At 63.7% G+C, this 16,870-nt stretch carries 18 protein-coding genes and 2 pseudogenes; 8 read left to right on the top strand and 12 right to left on the bottom strand.

Features of this window, described 5'->3' with window-relative positions:
• The first annotated feature begins 84 nt into the window (after positions 1-84).
• A complete protein-coding gene (locus AC0L27_RS35065) occupies positions 85-273 on the top strand; it encodes a hypothetical protein (RefSeq protein ID WP_473322311.1) in 189 nt (62 codons plus the stop codon).
• Positions 274-320: 47 nt separating this feature from the next.
• Here the strand turns inward: AC0L27_RS35065 and AC0L27_RS35060 are convergent, their stop codons facing one another.
• The 4 genes from AC0L27_RS35060 to repA all read right to left on the bottom strand — a co-directional run bounded on the left by AC0L27_RS35060 (position 321) and on the right by repA (position 4,300).
• On the bottom strand, positions 321-530 hold the full coding sequence (locus tag AC0L27_RS35060; protein WP_473322310.1) for a hypothetical protein: 210 nt from the start codon (positions 528-530) through the stop codon (positions 321-323).
• A gap of 109 nt (positions 531-639) precedes the next feature.
• On the bottom strand, positions 640-1,872 hold the full coding sequence (repC, locus tag AC0L27_RS35055; RefSeq protein WP_473322308.1) for a plasmid replication protein RepC: 1,233 nt from the start codon (positions 1,870-1,872) through the stop codon (positions 640-642).
• A 197-nt stretch (positions 1,873-2,069) separates the two neighbouring features.
• Positions 2,070-3,089: a plasmid partitioning protein RepB gene (repB, locus tag AC0L27_RS35050; RefSeq protein ID WP_473322306.1), complete on the bottom strand. Its 1,020-nt coding sequence runs from the start codon at positions 3,087-3,089 to the stop codon at positions 2,070-2,072.
• A complete protein-coding gene (repA, locus tag AC0L27_RS35045; RefSeq protein WP_473322304.1) occupies positions 3,086-4,300 on the bottom strand; it encodes a plasmid partitioning protein RepA in 1,215 nt (404 codons plus the stop codon). Before repA ends, repB begins: the two co-directional genes overlap by 4 nt.
• Positions 4,301-6,048: 1,748 nt before the next feature.
• Between repA and AC0L27_RS35040 the strand changes: the two genes are divergently transcribed.
• From AC0L27_RS35040 to AC0L27_RS35030, 3 genes are all read left to right on the top strand, one after another.
• Positions 6,049-6,294 carry a type II toxin-antitoxin system VapB family antitoxin gene (locus tag AC0L27_RS35040; RefSeq protein WP_473322301.1) on the top strand — a complete coding sequence of 82 codons (246 nt, stop codon included), beginning with the start codon at positions 6,049-6,051 and terminating at the stop codon, positions 6,292-6,294.
• Entirely contained in the window at positions 6,294-6,689 is a 396-nt protein-coding gene (locus AC0L27_RS35035; protein WP_473322299.1) for a type II toxin-antitoxin system VapC family toxin, read from the top strand. Before AC0L27_RS35040 ends, AC0L27_RS35035 begins: the two co-directional genes overlap by 1 nt.
• Before the next feature lie 221 nt (positions 6,690-6,910).
• Positions 6,911-8,056 (top strand): RHE_PE00001 family protein, encoded by a 1,146-nt coding sequence (locus tag AC0L27_RS35030; RefSeq protein WP_473322297.1) that lies wholly within the window; start codon positions 6,911-6,913, stop codon positions 8,054-8,056.
• Between the two features lie 6 nt (positions 8,057-8,062).
• Here the strand turns inward: AC0L27_RS35030 and AC0L27_RS35025 are convergent.
• Positions 8,063-8,328, bottom strand: a pseudogene (locus AC0L27_RS35025) (DNA -binding domain-containing protein).
• A 245-nt stretch (positions 8,329-8,573) separates the two neighbouring features.
• Between AC0L27_RS35025 and AC0L27_RS35020 the strand changes: the two are divergent.
• Both AC0L27_RS35020 and AC0L27_RS35015 read left to right on the top strand, forming a co-directional pair.
• The gene (locus AC0L27_RS35020; RefSeq protein WP_473322295.1) at positions 8,574-9,311 is read left to right on the top strand and encodes a type IV toxin-antitoxin system AbiEi family antitoxin domain-containing protein; all 738 of its coding nucleotides are present in this window, start codon (positions 8,574-8,576) and stop codon (positions 9,309-9,311) included.
• The gene (locus AC0L27_RS35015; protein ID WP_473322294.1) at positions 9,308-10,222 is read left to right on the top strand and encodes a nucleotidyl transferase AbiEii/AbiGii toxin family protein; all 915 of its coding nucleotides are present in this window, start codon (positions 9,308-9,310) and stop codon (positions 10,220-10,222) included. The genes AC0L27_RS35020 and AC0L27_RS35015 overlap by 4 nt, the downstream gene beginning before the upstream one ends.
• A gap of 206 nt (positions 10,223-10,428) precedes the next feature.
• Here AC0L27_RS35015 and AC0L27_RS35010 read toward each other — a convergent pair whose 3' ends face one another.
• The gene (locus AC0L27_RS35010) at positions 10,429-10,746 is read right to left on the bottom strand and encodes a DUF736 domain-containing protein (RefSeq protein WP_060913221.1); all 318 of its coding nucleotides are present in this window, start codon (positions 10,744-10,746) and stop codon (positions 10,429-10,431) included.
• Positions 10,747-10,871: 125 nt separating this feature from the next.
• Here AC0L27_RS35010 and AC0L27_RS35005 point away from each other — a divergent pair, with 125 nt between their 5' ends.
• Positions 10,872-11,327: a hypothetical protein gene (locus AC0L27_RS35005; RefSeq protein ID WP_473322292.1), complete on the top strand. Its 456-nt coding sequence runs from the start codon at positions 10,872-10,874 to the stop codon at positions 11,325-11,327.
• A 71-nt stretch (positions 11,328-11,398) separates the two neighbouring features.
• Here the strand turns inward: AC0L27_RS35005 and AC0L27_RS35000 are convergent, their stop codons facing one another.
• On the bottom strand, positions 11,399-12,325 hold the full coding sequence (locus tag AC0L27_RS35000; protein WP_473322290.1) for an ArdC family protein: 927 nt from the start codon (positions 12,323-12,325) through the stop codon (positions 11,399-11,401).
• A gap of 82 nt (positions 12,326-12,407) precedes the next feature.
• Here AC0L27_RS35000 and AC0L27_RS34995 point away from each other — a divergent pair, with 82 nt between their 5' ends.
• A complete protein-coding gene (locus tag AC0L27_RS34995; protein WP_473322287.1) occupies positions 12,408-12,629 on the top strand; it encodes a hypothetical protein in 222 nt (73 codons plus the stop codon).
• A gap of 35 nt (positions 12,630-12,664) precedes the next feature.
• Here AC0L27_RS34995 and AC0L27_RS34990 read toward each other — a convergent pair whose 3' ends face one another.
• From AC0L27_RS34990 to AC0L27_RS34970, 5 genes and pseudogenes are all read right to left on the bottom strand, one after another.
• Positions 12,665-13,252 carry a hypothetical protein gene (locus tag AC0L27_RS34990; protein ID WP_473322285.1) on the bottom strand — a complete coding sequence of 196 codons (588 nt, stop codon included), beginning with the start codon at positions 13,250-13,252 and terminating at the stop codon, positions 12,665-12,667.
• 391 nt (positions 13,253-13,643) lie between these two features.
• Positions 13,644-14,048 carry a hypothetical protein gene (locus tag AC0L27_RS34985; RefSeq protein ID WP_473322283.1) on the bottom strand — a complete coding sequence of 135 codons (405 nt, stop codon included), beginning with the start codon at positions 14,046-14,048 and terminating at the stop codon, positions 13,644-13,646.
• Between the two features lie 103 nt (positions 14,049-14,151).
• Positions 14,152-14,748 (bottom strand): annotated as a pseudogene (locus tag AC0L27_RS34980) (DUF1419 domain-containing protein).
• Positions 14,749-15,069: 321 nt separating this feature from the next.
• Positions 15,070-15,954 (bottom strand): DUF3991 domain-containing protein, encoded by an 885-nt coding sequence (locus tag AC0L27_RS34975; RefSeq protein ID WP_473322282.1) that lies wholly within the window; start codon positions 15,952-15,954, stop codon positions 15,070-15,072.
• Between the two features lie 206 nt (positions 15,955-16,160).
• On the bottom strand, positions 16,161-16,337 hold the full coding sequence (locus AC0L27_RS34970) for a hypothetical protein (RefSeq protein WP_473322281.1): 177 nt from the start codon (positions 16,335-16,337) through the stop codon (positions 16,161-16,163).
• Positions 16,338-16,870 lie beyond the last annotated feature (533 nt).

Here is a 16,870-nt window from a genome sequence, read left to right as displayed (position 1 = left end):
GGTTTTCTATGTTTTCATCAACCGGTCCGGGTATCGGCCGCCCGCCGTCGCGGTGCTCGCGTTAGCACGAGCTCACCCCGGAGCATGAAACCGCGCACGCACCGCGAAGAGTCATCGCCGGCGCCGCGCGATCTCGTCAGCGACCATGCCCTGCGCCTGCACCAGCCGCTCATGCAGGGTCTCGAACATATCGAGGATGTCATCATTGGGTTCATTCTTGCCCTGCTCGATGGCTTCGGCGACGAGCTCATGGGGGGCGTTTCCTTCAATTGACCTTTCTCCAGAAGATCTTCAAAAAGACTGTCGCTGCTCGGCTGCGGCTAGATGCGTCCGTCGGAGTTGCACCAGACGGTCAATGTCTGTTGTCCCAGAACGGCGTGCTCGACCATCTCCGCATTCAACGGAATCAGCGTCCCCCAGGCCTCGCCCGCCTCGTCCGCGAACCCCGCCACGTACATCCGTTGCTCCGCGGCGCCTTCATCACGAGGCTGGAAAAACGGCGTGAGGACGATTGCAGCGTGTTTTGCCATGACGATCTCTCCGAACGGCTTTGTGTCGACACAGCACAGTAGCCGGGTCAGCACGCGCATCTTCGATTAAACGAAAACGGCAAGGTTCTGGGAACGCCGCCTCATCGCCTCACGCCCGCTGCTTGCCTCGCCGGCGAGAATTGATCTGTGCCATCAGGATCGGGCCAAGCGAAAATTCGCCGACCTCGGCTTTTCGCGTCAGACCGCGCAGATAACCGCCGGCGGAATTGATCGCCGACCCCCGCTGCAGGATACACGCGACGACGATGGCTGCGGGCACCTCGCCCATAATCTTTTGCGCCTCCTCCCAGGCGCTCGGACTGATCCCCAGCATCGATCGTACAACGGCCGCTGTGGCCAGGAAATCGCGCCAGTTCGAAACTCCGCACTTCGCATAATCGACGATGTCCGGGCAGGCACTCAGGACCATTCCTAACGGATACGCCCCCTCCCCGACTCGCGAGGGTTGAGGTTTGGGCTCAGCTCCCGCCGCCCTGCCTTCTCGGAAGACAGGTTCAAGATCAATGAGGGTATCTGTATTTGAATTCTGTATGTGGCGCTCAGAATGGGACTCATTGGCGCCCGGATTCCTGGATTTAATATGTGTTTCCAGAAGATTGAGTACGTCGTCGGCGAGCTGAGACAATTCGTCGGCGATCGGCTCGAGCTGCTGGCGCGTCGCCGTGCGCGGAATCTGATCGACGATCGCGCGGAAGGCAGCGTGCACGACCTGCCAATCGGCAGGCCCCTGCCCTCCCCTTCGCGTCGGGACGGCTTCCTCGATGCCAGTTGCAATCATCTTCGCGATGTCGCGCCTGCACAGTGTAATCCGCTCACGCACGAGCTTGAGTGCGCGGGCCTCGGCTTCAATATCGGCCGCCAGGCTCTCGAACTCTTCCGATCGCACAACGAGCGGTGACAGATCGAAGCCGAACGCGAGCTCGATTTCGCCAGCATCGTCCTTCCGCGCATATCGCTTGCCATTTGGACTGTCGCGCCGAACGATTAGCCCCGCGTCGACCAGCACAGCGAGGTGACGGCGCAGCGTCGATGCCGGCATGCCGTGCGCTCGCCGCGCGAGCTGATGGTTCGAGGGGAAGACGATCAGGTCATCCTCTCCTGTCAGCGCGGTCTCGGGATGGAAAGTTAGGAGCGCGTTCAACACCGAGAGCGCGCGCTCCGACACCCCAAGGCGCGGCCGTGCCGTGCAGATGGCGTGGAAGATCTTCCATTTGTGCACGAGCTTTTCGGGTGGACGTTCCGTTGCGACCATCTGGCTTGCCACATGGGCAAGCGTCAACGATCGCCGCCCAAAGGGCGTCGTTGGAGAGTGTGACTGCATGTCTTTGCCTCAGTTGGGCAAAGAAAATCCGCTCGCCGAAACAACGATAAAATCGCGTAGAAACTCTTGACTGCGATTCGCGAAAGTGATTCTCTGTCAGTCGCCAAACTTGAAGAGAAGGGCTTCCGGAACTCCGTTTCGGGGGCCTTTTTCTTTTGCCTTGTCTGCTCCTGGTTCGTGTTTACGGGACGAGACCGTCAGGTCTCGGTACTTTCCTGACCACTGCGCGTCTTGGAAAAGGCGTCGAACAGGGCCGGGAGTTGGTCCACAAGAAATGCCGCGAATGTCGTCGAGACATTCTTGTCGATGGTAAGCTTCAATTCGCGCTCGGCCTGACGCACGTGCGCAATCTTATCCCCGGACACGGAAAAGACCGGCTTCTCGTCCGGCTCTTTCCGGGGCTCCCCGCGAGATGGACGGGTTGCTGCGGAGAATGCTGCAAGAAATCGTGCGTCGGTTTCGCGCTCTGCAAATTTAGATTCGGCGATCGCCGCTCTGACACGTTTGAGTGCCGCGGAATCCTTGATCAATTCAGCGAATGACTGCCAGCGGCCGCGGCCAACTTTCGGAGCTTTCCCGATTGCTTGAATGACCTCGGCGGGAACCGATCGAGCCACGGCGAGAAGTTTCGAGGCCTCCGCCCGATCGACCGACAACGCATCTTGCACGACTGAGCGGCTATGCCCGGCATCCTCGATATGCATCGCGAAGCTGGCGCGCTCGATGAAACTCAAATCTTCGCGCGGTGCGTTCTCGAGTCCTTGCGCCACGACAAGCGCTTCATCTGACAACGATCGCAGAATCGCTTTGACGGAAATACCTAGTTCGCGCGTGGCGCGGACGCGGCGATGACCATAGGCGCTCTGATAGCGCCCTTTCGCTTCAGGATGCTCCCGAACGAGAATGGGCACCTCTTGGCCACGCTGTGCGATCGACTGTTTGAGCGCTTCGAACGAGCTATCATCCTGATCGCGAAAACGGTCGGCCAGCGGCGACGGATCGACGAGCGAGGGGTCGATTTCAAGTATCACAGCCCCGGATGCAATTCTTTCGCGAAGCTCCTCGTTCTCTTTCTCGACCTCAGAGAAAGAGTCTTTCAACGAGCGAACCGAGCCCGACGAGACCCGCGGCAAGGCAGCGGGCATGTTGTCAGCTGACAACGCACTTGATTGCGGGGCCGTGAAAAGGCTCTTGATAGTGTCAGTACGTTTGCTCATCGACCCCACACCTTCTTAAGAAGTTGCGCGATTTCGGCATTGACCGCGTCGACCGACTCCAACGCTCGATCGTAGGCGCCCCGCCCCACGGCGCCGCGCTCCAGCTCATAAAGTGATTGCTTGGTGAGACCAGCATTGGCGATGGCGGTCGATTTCCACACCGTCGCCTGCAGCACATCCGAACCAAAGAGGGTACGGAGCAGGGCCACAATTTGAGCTTCAGGCACGTCATTGGGATCGTGACGCGTGATGACGTACCGGATGAAATCGTGATCGAGTCGCCCGCCAGCTTCTTCGATGACGGACATGAGGTCCGACGTCATGAGGAGAAATTGGCTCATGGATGCGACATCGACCATCTGCGGATGGATGGTCACGAGCATAGCGGTCGCCGCGTTTAGCGCGCCCATGGTCAGATAACCAAGTTGGGGTGGGCAGTCGATGACAACGACGTCGTATTCGTCTGCAACCTGGTCGATGGCACTGGCGACGCGGCGAAAGAACAGGTCGTGTCCGCGTTCTCGCCGCTCGACCATTGCTCGAGGCGTAGTGTGCTCAAACTCCATAAGCTCGAGATTGCCTGGAACGAGCCCTATCCCGTCAAAATAGGTCGGCCGGACAATCTCGCGCAGGGGCCGGCGGTGTTCGTCATATCGGATGGCCCCGTACAGGGTTTCGTTCGCCCCAATGTCAAACTCGGGTTGGTACCCGAACATTGCAGAAAGCGAAGCTTGCGGATCGAGGTCAATCGCGAGGACCCGAAAGCCGGCAAGGGCGAGGTATTGCGACAGATACAATGCCGTCGTCGTCTTGGCGGAGCCGCCTTTGAAGTTTGCGACGGTGATGATTTGGAGCTTGTCGCCTGGGCGCCGGCGCGGAAGGAATTCCATTGCTTCGCGCGGCCGCGCAGTGGCTAAATACTCGCGCAGCTCATGAACCTGCCCCAGAGTGTAAGACCGTCGCCCCCCGGTTCCTGTCGCTGGGGTCGGTCCAAGTCCGTCGAGAGAGAGCTGCCGAAGATACCCATCGGACACGCCCGCAATTCGCGCAACCTCTCCAGAGGTGAACGACCGGAGCGACTTGCTCGCTGAGGGCGGGAAAAGAGTTGTCGCGAGCGAGCGAAGCTGGCCGGAAAGAATGCCCGCGTGCCGAGTGATCCGCGCAGACGCAGTCTCGCTCATGGTAACCGAATCTTCCGCTAAGATCGCCATTTGCCTTCTCAAGACGGTTTCTTCTCGTCAGACGCCTACTCTCCGTCTTGAGAGATGGCCACGATTCTGTGATTTGAGCAAGAATTAAAGGGTTAACGACTTATTAACGTGCCGAACGGCACGCAGGCCCCTTTTTTGGTGCACGGCCCTGCTGTTGTCAGCTGACAACAACGGCTTCAGAGCGAACGGGATGACCCTCGACTATGGCGTGAGTCGGCTCGCCTTCACGAGTCCCCAGAGCGTCATTTTGTAGCTCGCCAACCGCTGCGTTGAACGGTGCTGCCACGACTGGAGCCCGGGCGACGGGACACACCCCGGTGCGTAGCCTCCGTTGAGTGCTCTGATGTCAGGCCATGTACTGCAAATTCTAGAGCGTCGCCTCCCGCCTGCCAGTCGCCCGACGCTTGGCGCCACGGTCGTGCGAGAAGCCCCCTCCCCGCCTCGTTCACGACAATGGCCTCAGACGCCCGAGCTGGAATGGCGAGACAGCGTAAAGCGACGATGTCGTCTCGCTTGGATCGGCGGCGCGCCGCACCTTCCCGGTCTCGATCGGGGGGCCGGCGTGTCACTTCGCTGCGCCGCCGCTCGCCCCAAAAGAGGCCAATCAGAAGAGCCGCACTGTCGCGGGGGATCCACCGGCCGGCCGGACGAACAGGTCGCGACCGACCAGACACATCCCAAGTCATCCACGCTGGCTCCTTCTCTTGTACTGCCGTGTGGCCACACCGACGGATCTCTAGCCGCGACAATCGACCTCAGGGCGTGGCGCTGCAACGGACCTCCTCCCCTTTCCAGCGATGCTGGAGTGCCGCAACTCATCAATCATCGCTTCATCCGGGCGCGTGCGATCCGGCAACGGGCCGTCACCTCGGCCGGCATGCCGTGGTGCGGATCAACGTTGAGCCGGGAGGCTCGACGCCGGGCCTTCAGATCCATTCGCGGCAATGCTCGCGGAGATCGCCCGGGCTCCCAGATATCGACGGGTTTCGTCCAAAGCCCGTCGCGTATCGCCACGCGGGAACCTCCTGTTGCCTCGAATCGACCAGCGCAACAATGGACCGGCGTGAGGGGCCAAGCAGGCGAACGCATTCAGGACCTTGGGCGAAGTTCAGGCCGAGCTCGCGGTTGAATGCCCGGTCTAATGGGAGGCTGATCGGAAGGCCTCCGGCGTGGGGGCGCTCCTTTTGGCGAGCGGCAAGGCCGTCGAACGTATACGATCTCCCGATGGGTGCTGGCGTGGATATCGAGCTGCGTGTCTCTCGAACGAAGCCGATCTGACCGCGGACGCCTGGATAATGGTTGGCAGACAGCAGCGACCCGCCGGGCGAGTCAGCTGACAACAGGGGCCTACCAAGGATGGATGTTGTCAGCTGACAACAATTTGTGCCCTGCGGTCATCCCTCGCTTCAATTCGCCAAGGCGCGTCGCACCAGTCGAGTCACGATCGGTATGGCATCTGTAGTCGACGTCGATCCGCGCCGCGCAGAATTCAAAGCAAGGAAGGAGCGGGCGAGGGCGGAATGGTCGTTATTAGCCCCAGGCCAAAGGATCTGCGAGGACAGACCTGAGGGTAGCAGCATCCGGGAGACGGAGAGGGCAGGTGTTCATAGACAACTAACCATAAAAGTTGCCTTCACACGCCACGAAGGCCGCGGCGTCTCAGGGGCGCAAACGACGAGGCCGGCCCTTCCGTCAGTGTATCCGCGATGATATATCGGTATACACTACGTGGTCTAGAGGAGCGCGCCATGGCCTTCCACATCAAGAACCCTGAGACCGACGCGCTCGCTCGCAAGGTGGCCTCGCTAAAAAAACTCGGCCTCACCGAAGCAGTGCACGTGGCGCTCGCCCATGAGCTCGAGCGCGAGCAGGGCAAGCCGTCTTTGGTCGACCTTGGCGTCCAGTTCTGCCGGGATCTACGTGCGAGAGGCGACGTCGCCAAGGGACAGCCCGCCCACAAGGCGTTCCGCGACAGTTTGTATGAGGACACCTGATGTTCATCGACGCGTCGGCTTTGACCGCGCTCCTGACCGACGAGGAGGAGGCACGCGAGCTTTTGGCTCGCCTGCAGCAGACCGGAGCGCGTCTGACGTCCCCGTTGGCGGTATGGGAGGCGGCGGTCGCGGTCGCGGGCGTGCTAGATCTTTCGGTCAGCGCCGCCGCCGAAGCGGTCGAACAGTATCTGGCTCTGATGGAGATCGCCGTAGTCGCGGTGCCGTTTGAAACGGCAAGGCTCGCGCTCGACGCCTTCGACCGATTCGGCAAGGGCCGGCATCCGGCGAACCTCAATTTCGGGGACTGTTTTGCCTACGCTTGCGCCCGGCATCTGGGGCAGCCCTTGATGTCCAAGGGCGGTGACTTTCCGCAAACCGATATCGAAGCCGCCTAAGCGAGCCGGCTGGGGCGGCCGCGGCGCGCGGAAAGGAAGGGGCTTGTCCGGGCCAGGGCAGGGGAGTTTACGTGGCTGCGGCTCTCGGATCGCTGATACGCTTTAACGGCCTGCAGTGGTTATTGACGGCGAGCCCCAGGGGGAACCAGCCTGTCGCTATGACGGAAGCTATTCGCGTGATAGCTTCTGTTTGACCGATTCGTGTTAAGGTTATCAAGACCTTGCAAGACAGTTACCGAATCCCCGATCCACTGCCTTGGGCTCAGCTCGCCGAGCCGCTCGCCATCGCGGAGGACGCGCTTGCCCGGCTCGACGAACGCTTGGCCAAGAGCCCGATCCGCGACGGCTGGATTGCGCGCACACATTATACTGACGCGTGCGCCAGTCTGTGGCTGGAAGGCGAGCTGGTCCACCTCGAAGATCTGGTTCTCCACGACGCTGGCATGGACATCCGCGCACCGACCCACGAACTCACGCGCGCCCACGCCGTGCTACGGACCCGGCGCCGCATCGCGAACGCGAAGTCCGATTGGGCGCCGTCGCCAGCGGGGCTCGACAGCCTGCGCGGCCGCAGCGGGCAGGGCGAGTGGGAGGCGAGAGGCATCCGAAAGGAAGGGGAGCGAAACTTCGTCGGCGGCGATGATAGCGGAGACCAGGACGACGCTGATCTCGACACGCGGCTTGGCGGCACCGAGTCCGACCCGCACCTCGCCGCCGCCTTCGCCGCGGTCGACGCCGCGAATGCCAAGGCGGAGCGGACACTCGCCGGCGGGAGCCGCACCGAGTCCGAGCGGGACCCGCTGGTCTACGACCCCGACTGGGATGAGGACGCGCGTCTCGACGACTGGCGCGCCGTGGTCGAGCAGACCCGCATATTGCCGCCGACGCTCGCGGCCGCGCTTGCGACCGAGGCTTGGGACGCCATCTCCCCGCTGCAGCACACGCCCTGGCTCGGCCGGCTGCTGGCAGCCAGCGTGTTGCGCGCGCGGGCCAAGACCCGCTGGCATCTGCCCTGCCTGCATGACGGGCTGAAGGCCATCCCCCGCGAACGCCGGCGGCCGCGCGACGCGGCGGCGCGACTCGCCGTGCAGCTCGAGGCCATCACTGCTGCCGCGGCGGCCGGTCTCAAGGACCACGACCGCTGGCTTAACCAGCGAACCCTGCTCGCCCGAAAACTCGCCGGTCGCCGCGCCACGTCAAAACTGCCGGCGCTGCTCGACTATATGCTGACCCGGCCGATCGCCTCGGCCGGTACGATCGCGAAGGAGCTGAAGATCACGCCGCGCGCCGCTCAGGACCTGGTCGGCGAGCTTGGCCTGCGAGAGGTGACCGGCAGGGGACGATATCGGGCTTGGGGGATTCTGTAGGCGCCCTCAGTGCAGTGCCCCGCCCCGCAGCAAATGCCGGTAGCCATGCTCGGTCATCCAGCGGGCACGGGCGAGATGGGTTTCCCAAGGCCGGCTCGCGCGCGACGTCAATATGCAGCACGGTCCGCGCGACCTCTTTCCAGTCGGCGCCATCGGCTGCGGCGTCGAGCAGACAGAGATAGGTGACGAGGTGCTGCTCGTCATAGCCGGTCAGAATTGGCGCGGTCGGCGCGGCATCGGCGACATTGAGGATCGGGCGGTGACTTCTGCATGGGGTGTATTCGCCGGCAAGGTTTCTTGTCAGCGGAGAGTAGGCGTTCGTGCTCCGGTCAGTAGACCCGAATTGCGCACCACATGGTACCTGGCGGGTATCGCGGAGCATAGCGCAACCGCAGCTGACGAGTTCCTGGCCGGTCTTGGGGTTCTCTTAGCTTAATCCGGGTTATCGTAGCCTGACTACGACTTTGGCTTCCAATTCAAGCTTGCGGAACTTTGACATTATTCTTATTATCGTAGCATGGCTACGACTCACCGAGACAAATTAAAAAGGCTCTATACCCGCTTGGCGCCGGGAGCGCCGCTGACTTCCGATGACCTCGCCGCCCTCGGGATATCGGCCGACCTTGCCGTCCACTATGTCCGTGCCGGCTGGTTGCAACGGTTGGCACGCGGCGTTTATTGCCGGCCAAACGATCCGCCCACTTTGCACCCGAGCCTCGTCCTGCTGCAGCGGAGCTTCGAAGGATTGCATGTCGGCGGCAAGTCGGCCTTCGACTGGCACGGCATCCGCCAGTACGTCCCCCAGCGGCCCGTCCTCCATCTGTACGGCTGGAAAGCGGGACGCCTTCCGGAGTGGTTCACCCAGCGCTTCCCGGCCGAGTACCACCGCAAGCGACTCTTCAAGGAAGAACCCGGAGCGCTGCTTCATGTCCGGCCCTTCGAGAGCCGCAAGGGCTGCCCGCTCGTCTCGGCGCCGGAACGCGCATTGCTGGAGGTGCTGAGCGAAGTCGGCGTCCGGCAGCCGCTGCAAGAAGCGCGCGAGCTGGTCGAAAGCACTTACGGCCTGCGTGCCGATCTGCTGCGAGACCTGCTCAAGCGCTGCACCAGCGTCAAGACCGTGCGTCTGTGCCTGCAGCTTGGCCGCGAACTCTCTCAGCCCTGGGCCAGCAAGCTCGATCCGTCTCAACTGCCCAAAGGCAGCGACAGGGCCTGGGTGTCCCGCTCCGGTGACGGGCTCCTGGTGCTGAAGCCATGAACCAGGTCTACCTCGACAGCGCGCGGTTGCTGACGCGCGTGGCGCCGCTGGTGCTCGTCGACGATACGTTCGCACTCAAGGGCGGCACGGCGATCAACCTGTTCGTGCGCGACATGCCGCGGCTCTCGGTCGATCTCGATCTGGTGTTTCCCGACCACACACTGCCGCGCGAGCAGGCGCTGCGGCGCATCAACGAGGCCATCCGTCAGTCGGCAGCGCGCCTGCAGAAGCAGGGCTTTCTGACCCATGCGCCGGCCGCGACGGAATCCGGCGAGACCAAGCTGATGGTGCGGCGAGGCGGCATTGAGGTCAAGATCGAGGTCAACTTCGTCATGCGCGGCACCGTCCATCCGGTGCACACGGCGTCGCTGACAGCGGCTGCGCGCGACACGCTGCAGGCGGATCTCGAAATCCCGGTGGCGTCGTTCGAAGACGTGTATGGCGGCAAACTGGTTGCGGCGATGGACCGGCAGCATCCCCGCGATTTGTTCGACGTCATGCAGCTTTTCCTGCACGAGGGAATCACGGCCGGCATTCGCCGCGCTTTCGTCGTCTATCTCGCGAGCCATAACCGGCCGGTGCACGAGGTCCTGTTTCCATCGCTGCGGGATCTCCGCCAGGAGTTCGAACACAATTTCGCGGGCATGACCACCGAGCCCGTTGAACTCGACGCGCTCTTGGCAGCGCGCGAGCGAATGATGCGCGAACTGCAGCAAGGTCTGAACGCCGATGAGCGCCGCTTCCTGCTGTCGCTGGTCGCCGCAGAGCCTGAATGGTCGCTACTGGGCGTGCCGCACTTGGAGCAGCTTCCCGGCGTGCGATGGAAGCTGCAAAACCTGGAAAGGCTTCGGAAGACCAACGCCCGAAAATTCGCCGAGCAATCGAATGCGCTGGCCCGGCTATTTGGATGAGCGTAGGCGGGCCGTCGCCACGCGCCGCAGGTGATGCGGTGTGACTGCCGACGAGGCCCTTCCGGCCTCCCCATCAGCTATCCATGAAGGGATAGGCGGCACGATGAGGCAGCGCTTGTCGACTTTACGCGCGCGTTCAAAATCGTTTCTCCTTTCCGCCTACGGGTGAAGGCCCCGCCTCGCGGCGGGGCCACCTGCGCGGCGTCTCAGTCGCGACTCGGGCGAGACCAGATGAGCGAGTGGCCTTCCTCGCCGTCGACCTCGACCAGCGTCGCGTAGATCGGAGCCGGGAAGCTCGGGTCGTCCAGCTTGACCGAGTGGTACTCGCGGCCCGTGTCCTGGGACTTCTTCTTCCACATGGCGCCGAACTCGATGTTCGCGCCCGCGAAGATGCGGTAGTCTGGGGCCTTGTCTGAAGTGCGTTCGGCCGGAACGATCTTGGTCTTGACGGTGCCTAGAGCGAGGGTCTTGACGGTGCCGACGAAGCCGTTGCCGTTGACGGTGAAGTTGCCGATGGTAGCCATGTTCGTGTCCTCTTTCGTTCTCGGGCCGCGACCATCGCGACCTCGATGGCTGTCGTTGACCGGAGGCGATCGGACCGCACCCGAAGGGCCGCCACGCAGTAGAGGGCGGCCAGGGGGAGGCTTTCTTGTCTCGCGAGGAATGGGCGCGCAGCGACCAGGGGAAGAAAGCCGAGAACGGCCGTTGCGGTCTTTTGATCGAGGCGGAGCGCAGCGACGACGGCCTTCGGTTAGACATGCCAAATCGAGGACGCATTGGCCGCGACAGGCCGAACGATGAGGATACGGCTGAGCGACAGGCAAGCCACACCGCACGACGACGGCGCATCGGTGAAAGGCACTCGCGCGCGTCGCGTAAGCTTTCCGCCAGTCCAGCGGACGCAATAACAACCCCGGACTATCGTATCGTGATGACACCAGCCTTCTGCGGCTTCGGAAAGACGCTCGCCCAGAAACAGACGGGCATCTCGGAAGCCAGAAGAACCCGCCCGGCGCATCTCGCCTATGCCGTCGGGATGGGAAGCGCCGCCTCTCCAGTCGCCGGCACAGGCATGACGCCGCACAAAAGAGCGGCCCCGCCGTGAGATGAGGCCTTCGTCATTGTCTAGAAAGGTGAACGATGAGCGCAAGCGGCCGAGACACGGATCGTTGCGCCTCATGCCGCTTGGTCGATCTCGGCCGGCTCGGGCTGAAGACCGTGCAGGTAAGTCACCGCGCGTTGCGCGTGGGCGGCCGCGCTGTAGATAAAACGCCTGTCGTTGGCCAGCACCTCCAACCACGATGCAAGGTAACTCGCATGATCGGCACGCGGGTCGAGTTCGGGCACGATACCAAGGTCCGCGCTGAGGAAGCACGCGCCAAGTTCCGCAACCAGCTCTTCACGGGCGCGCTCGCTGCGATCCTTTGCGTAGCGGCTGAGATCGCGATTGACGCGATGCGCTGGCGCAGTCCAATGCACGCATTCATGCGCGAGCGTGGCGGCGTAGCTCTCGGCGTCACGAAAACTTTCGAACAGCGGCACCTGGATGATGTCGAGCGATGGTGCGAAGAAAGCCTTGTCACCGCCATGCCGGATGGTCGCGCCGGTGTTGGCGAAGAAGGCGTCCACATGCGCGATGCGCTGCGCCGGCGCGATGGTCGGCGCCGGGCGCCCGTAATAGTGATCCGGCAGGTCGTCGATCTGATCGACGCAAAACACGGTATAGGCGCGCAGGAACGGAACGGTCCGTTCGACCTCGTCGCCATGCTCGTCGGTCTCGGTCTTGGTGATCTTGTTGGCGTAGACCACCATCGTTCCGCTCTCGCCCTTGCGGATATGGCCGCCGAGCTCGAGTGATTGCTTGAACGTCATCCAGATCGATGACGTGAAGCCGCGCGCGACCGCTTCCGACCACAGCAGCACGACGTTAATGCCCTGGTAGGGCATGCCGTTGTGACGCAGCGGGCGCGTGATGCGCCCAGCCGCGTTGGCCGCATTCCACGGCTTGACCCACGGATGCACACCGCGCTGCAGGTCTGCGACGATGCGATCGGTGATCCGCGCATAGATGTCGGCGCAGGGTTTGGTTTCCTTCCCAGTCATGATTCTAACCTCCGTTGGAGGCCGCGCCTGTCGCGGCCCGTCACGGCGGTCCGCTGCGAAGGCCTGCGCGGTCGCGCATCCGGTGACGCTGGTGGTCGGGGTGAGGGGAGAGACGCCGGACCGGAACGCAGTGGAGGACGGCAAAGCCGTTGCGCTGCCGCGCCGGCCGGAGCATCGACCGAAAGCCGGTACGGGCCGCGACGTGCGCTCGATCCCGGGTCATTTCTCTTTGCTCGTTTGCGCCGTCGCGATGTGCGACATGAAAAAGGCCGGCCCGCAGGGACCGGCCGATATCCGATCGTGAAAGAGAATGGCGGGGCCGAAGCCCCGCCGGCGGCGTCACCCGAACGCCGCCATCTGAACCTCGGCCGCCTTGCGGCTGACGGTTTCGGCCGGCTGGTCGGGCTGGCGCTCGAACGGCTTCCAGCTCTCGCCGACGACGTGCTCGTAGGCTGCGGCGGCGCCTTCGGCCGCCATGCGCAGTGCGTGTGCCTGAACGGCGACCTCGGCGGCGAATTCGCGCTTGCGCTGGGCCGCGGATTCGAACCCGACAGGTCCGTCGAGGTCCTCGTCGCGCGTGTCGTTGGCGAGCTTTGCCGTCGCCTCGCGCGCTTCGGTGACGGCGCGGCTGTAGAACTGCCCGGCGCCGTGGGCTGAGCCGACATAGGAGCCGACGATTCGCTGCAGGTGGATCTGCATGGCGCGTTCGTTGAGGCCTTCGCCGAGCGCGTCGGCGGTCTCGCTGATGAGCCGCTGATGCAGGTCGCAGATGGCGTCACCGTCGAGGACGGGGAGGCCGAAGCTCTCGGCGATGCGGGTGGCCTGGGCTGCGTCCGGGCAAACGAGCCGGATCATTTCGATGGTGGTGCCGCGGCGAAGCGGGATGACGCGGGCGTTGGTGCGGGGTGCGCGAGCGGTCTTGGTCATGGTGAAGTCCTTTTCTGGTTTCGCCGTCGGGTTCGGTCCGGCCCCTGCCGGCTCTCCCCTCGGGTGCGGTCGCCCGGCGCCGCCGGGATGAGGGCCGCTTCAAGGTCCGGGCACCGCCAGGCGAGCGAGGTTCGGTTGCGGACAAGCGGGGCCACGCTACTGGGCCCTGCGCCGGACGCGGCCGGGCCTTGCCGAGATCGGCGGTCTCCGGTTGCTTGCGACTTGGCCTTGAAGCGGACCGCCGGGGGCGTAGACCGCAGCAAACCCGAGGGGAGAGGCGACAGAGTACGGGCCGGGCGGCGATACCCGAAAGGTTCGCCCTGGCAGACCGCCGCCGCAGCGCCATGATCGAGACGTTCGCCTGAGCGAGCCGCAAGGTCGGTTGGTCCTGCTATGCCGCGGTGCCATGCTGCTTCCCCAGACGACCGGAGTGCGACATTCGTCCGCGCGATGTGCATTCCGGGTCGTCACGAGCGGGGCCAGACTTAGACGCGCATCGAGCCTGCAGCGTATCGATTGCGGCATCCTGCCGGGCGAGCTTACGCGAGAGCGCATCGATCTCCGGCTGGCGCTCTGCGGTGATCGCCGCAAGCTTCGAACGGTGACGTTCGAGGAACGCACTCGGGTCGGGCGGCATGCCGCGGCGGTATCCCGAGCGCTTGCGACCGAGCTGCGGGATCAGCGTCGTCATGCGTCGGATGATCTGCCGGTCGATCATGTCGAGCTGGCGCTGCGTCTGGCGGCGCGCCTCCTCCACGCGCGGCCGTCCGCCGCCGCGAGCCGCGACGGACGGCATGGCGTTGCTGGATTGACGGGAGGGCCGGCGCGACAGCCGGATGTGGAAACGCGAAGCCCGGCGCGTGGCCGGGCTGCTCGGGGTCGGGAAGGGAAGGGTCAGGCTAGGCCGCGACCGTCTCCGGCAGATGGCGGAGCTGCACCGGCAGCTTGGCCGCGATCTCCGCCTCGCAGAGGTCGTCGAGAAGCTTCAGGACCGTGCCCCGCGGAGGGGCGCAGACAAGCACGGTGCGGCGACCGCGCATCGGCGCGGGCCAGCGCTCGCCGGCATAGCCGCGATAATCGTCATGCGTGCTCGACCAGATGTGCTCAAGCCGCTCGTCGCGCGTCATGGCGCGGACCGGCCGCGATTCGCGCTTAATGATCTCTGCCTTCATCGGCTCGGGCGAACCGGGGCCGACAAGTCGCAATAGCCGTGGAACCAACGTCGCCTGCCGTCTATGATGAGCGCGAAGAAGATGCTGGTGACGCTGCCGTTCATGAATTCGCGCATCGCGAACATGTCGGCGCGCATGAACAGCGGCGGCAGGATCTCGAGGATGTAGTCGTGCTCCCGCTCGTTGATCTCAAACCACTCACCGGCGAAGAGATGCTGGCCTTCTTCGGCCGTCGCGGGGTCGCCACGATGGCGGTTGAAAGCGGTGCATCTCGTGGCGCGTCACGCCCTCGAAGACTTTGCGGATGCTGGGGGAGGTGTGCATGGGCGGCTCCTCTTGGCCTGATCGGACTGACAGCGCGAGCCATCCGCCTGATCCCTTCGTCACTTCAGTCCTTCATCACACCTCCTCGCCGGCCGCATCGCAGGTCCGGCGGGTCAAGGGCCGCGGAACGCGGGCGAAGCTTCACCCTTGACGCGGCGGCCGGGCGTGCGGCAGCGCCTCATTTCATCTTCTCTCCCTCATCGTTCGATCTGCTTTTTCCTTTGCTCAACACCGAGGCTTCAGAGACCCACTCATGCGGAGACCTTCGCGGTGCAGCCACGCAGCCTGCGCGCCGCCCTCGCGAGCCGCATCAGGTGGCCGTCAGGCCCTTAAATCCTCATTCCAGTCGCCGGCACACGGCCGCAATCTGGCGTACAGCGCACTTGCTTCGGCGGCGATGGCACGAATACGGTCGGCATAGACCTCACCCTGCCGATTGTTGTCGGTTGCTGCCACGAGCCAAGCGTTGGTGCGCTTGGCCAAGCCGCGGATGGCCCCATCGGTCGCGGGCGACCAACCGCCGCCGGTGCTGACATAAAGGGTGTCAGAGCGCAGGACCTCGATCGCGGCGAGACTCATGGCATCGATCGCCGCCTCGGTGATGCAGATCCGCTCAGCCTCCTTCGACCCGAAACGAAAAAGCTCCTTGCTGCCGTCCGTGGCGAAGCCCCGCCATGTCGGTCCACGTTCCTCCCAGCCTGTGAGTGCTCCAGCAGAATCACTATGCGCCGCCCAAATGCTGCCTTGAGGGCCCTCTCGCAACCGGCCGCTCGCGACTGCGTGCTTCACGATGCCCGCCGGCAGTCGCCGCTCACAGGTCAGATAGCGCCAGGCTGGGGAGCCGGGGCGCGGTCTGAAACGACGTTTCCACCGTTCTGCAACGGACGCGAGGGCCTTGGTCCTTGCCGGCCGCTGCCACGCTGGTGCGCAGGGGACGAATCCAACCACATCCGCAACACGGTTATACGCCTCGACGAAACCGTCGGCGCCGAGGTGTTCGGCAAGCGAAAACACGTCCCCTTTAGCCGGCGACAAGGGATCGAACCAGCCACGGCCCTGGTGGATAACGATGATGATGTTGGCGTCGCGGCGGTACTTGATCGCACGCCGGGTACTTTCTTTGAGGTCGACCTTCCAGCCGTCTTTCTCCAGCAGAGCTGCGCAGCCAACTTTTTCGCGCAGCTCCTCGATTGCTCTCTTGTTCATTGCTTGCACCGTCGCTGCGCAGGCAACGACCGGGCCCCTTCTTCTATTGGTCTCACTTGTTCCTGGCCTTGCGGCACACTTCCGACCGGCCGCGAAGCCTGCCGGGCGCAAGGGCGCGCGGACAAGCTGTCGAATTTGTCAGATAGCTGGCGCGGCGAAGCTTCCCTTGCAGCCGGCATGGCGCCAGCGGCAACCGGTCACCCGGCTCAATGAGCCGGGCACCAGGGGTCGTATTCATGGACGATGGGGTCCTGGTCGCCGTCGTATTCGCTGGAGACCATCACGCCGAACTCGCTCTCAGCCTGGAAAAGGATGACCGGCACCATCAGCGTGCGGTCAAGATCGAAGGCGTGGTTCTGAGCGAGGGTGAGATTGTGCGACATTGAAAGGCATCCGTCTTGCGGCGGGGACCATCCCCGCTCGACAGGCGCCGACGTGTTCGGGGGCGGCTGCGGTCACCTCGTAGGCGAAGCCGGAGAGGTCGCACGCTTGCGTAGCGAACCCCTTGTGGGTCGATCGTGGAAGGCCGTGCCAGAACCAAGGAAAGCCCATTAGCGAGCGGGGTTGGTCCATCACCGAAAAGCATGGCGAGCCAGGGCGCACATCTTTCGTCCAGCGGACGCAGTGTTAGTCTGATTGAGAGCGAGAACTGCCGCCGTCCTTTTGTCGGGAGCGAAAGTGGATTTGCCCACCTGGAGGTTGCTCTGCGAAAGGTCCGACGCGAATATGCCGTAGCTTTCGATGACTCAGCAGCTGTCTTGTTCGGGGACTCGGGCCGTTTCGCGTCAGGGATGGCAGCCCGTAAGGGGGGAAGACCCGCTCGCGGGGCTTCAGCGCAGCCTCCAGCCCGACCCGCAGGGCGACGGCCCACTTTCTTCGCAGTCAGAGGCGCACAACACCCTATAGTTTTGGAGAC

It is taken from the genome of Bradyrhizobium sp. Ken51 (genome assembly GCF_055807435.1).
Note: the sequence above shows the minus strand (reverse complement) of the source record. Positions and strands in the feature narration are given on the sequence as shown.

What these genes read in the sequence shown, in the direction of transcription:
- AC0L27_RS35000 (WP_473322290.1), bottom strand. Translation starts at nt 12,325, where the DNA reads ATGACTGGGAAGGAAACCAAACCCTGCGCCGACATCTATGCGCGGATC.
- AC0L27_RS34975 (WP_473322282.1), bottom strand. Translation starts at nt 15,954, where the DNA reads ATGAACAAGAGAGCAATCGAGGAGCTGCGCGAAAAAGTTGGCTGCGCA.
- AC0L27_RS35010 (WP_060913221.1), bottom strand. Translation starts at nt 10,746, where the DNA reads ATGGCTACCATCGGCAACTTCACCGTCAACGGCAACGGCTTCGTCGGC.
- AC0L27_RS35015 (WP_473322294.1), top strand. Translation starts at nt 9,308, where the DNA reads ATGAACCAGGTCTACCTCGACAGCGCGCGGTTGCTGACGCGCGTGGCG.
- repB (WP_473322306.1), bottom strand. Translation starts at nt 3,089, where the DNA reads ATGAGCAAACGTACTGACACTATCAAGAGCCTTTTCACGGCCCCGCAA.
- AC0L27_RS35065 (WP_473322311.1), top strand. Translation starts at nt 85, where the DNA reads ATGAAACCGCGCACGCACCGCGAAGAGTCATCGCCGGCGCCGCGCGAT.
- repC (WP_473322308.1), bottom strand. Translation starts at nt 1,872, where the DNA reads ATGCAGTCACACTCTCCAACGACGCCCTTTGGGCGGCGATCGTTGACG.
- AC0L27_RS35060 (WP_473322310.1), bottom strand. Translation starts at nt 530, where the DNA reads ATGGCAAAACACGCTGCAATCGTCCTCACGCCGTTTTTCCAGCCTCGT.
- AC0L27_RS34970 (WP_473322281.1), bottom strand. Translation starts at nt 16,337, where the DNA reads ATGTCGCACAATCTCACCCTCGCTCAGAACCACGCCTTCGATCTTGAC.
- AC0L27_RS35035 (WP_473322299.1), top strand. Translation starts at nt 6,294, where the DNA reads ATGTTCATCGACGCGTCGGCTTTGACCGCGCTCCTGACCGACGAGGAG.
- repA (WP_473322304.1), bottom strand. Translation starts at nt 4,300, where the DNA reads ATGGCGATCTTAGCGGAAGATTCGGTTACCATGAGCGAGACTGCGTCT.
- AC0L27_RS35040 (WP_473322301.1), top strand. Translation starts at nt 6,049, where the DNA reads ATGGCCTTCCACATCAAGAACCCTGAGACCGACGCGCTCGCTCGCAAG.
- AC0L27_RS35020 (WP_473322295.1), top strand. Translation starts at nt 8,574, where the DNA reads ATGGCTACGACTCACCGAGACAAATTAAAAAGGCTCTATACCCGCTTG.
- AC0L27_RS34985 (WP_473322283.1), bottom strand. Translation starts at nt 14,048, where the DNA reads ATGCCGTCCGTCGCGGCTCGCGGCGGCGGACGGCCGCGCGTGGAGGAG.
- AC0L27_RS34990 (WP_473322285.1), bottom strand. Translation starts at nt 13,252, where the DNA reads ATGACCAAGACCGCTCGCGCACCCCGCACCAACGCCCGCGTCATCCCG.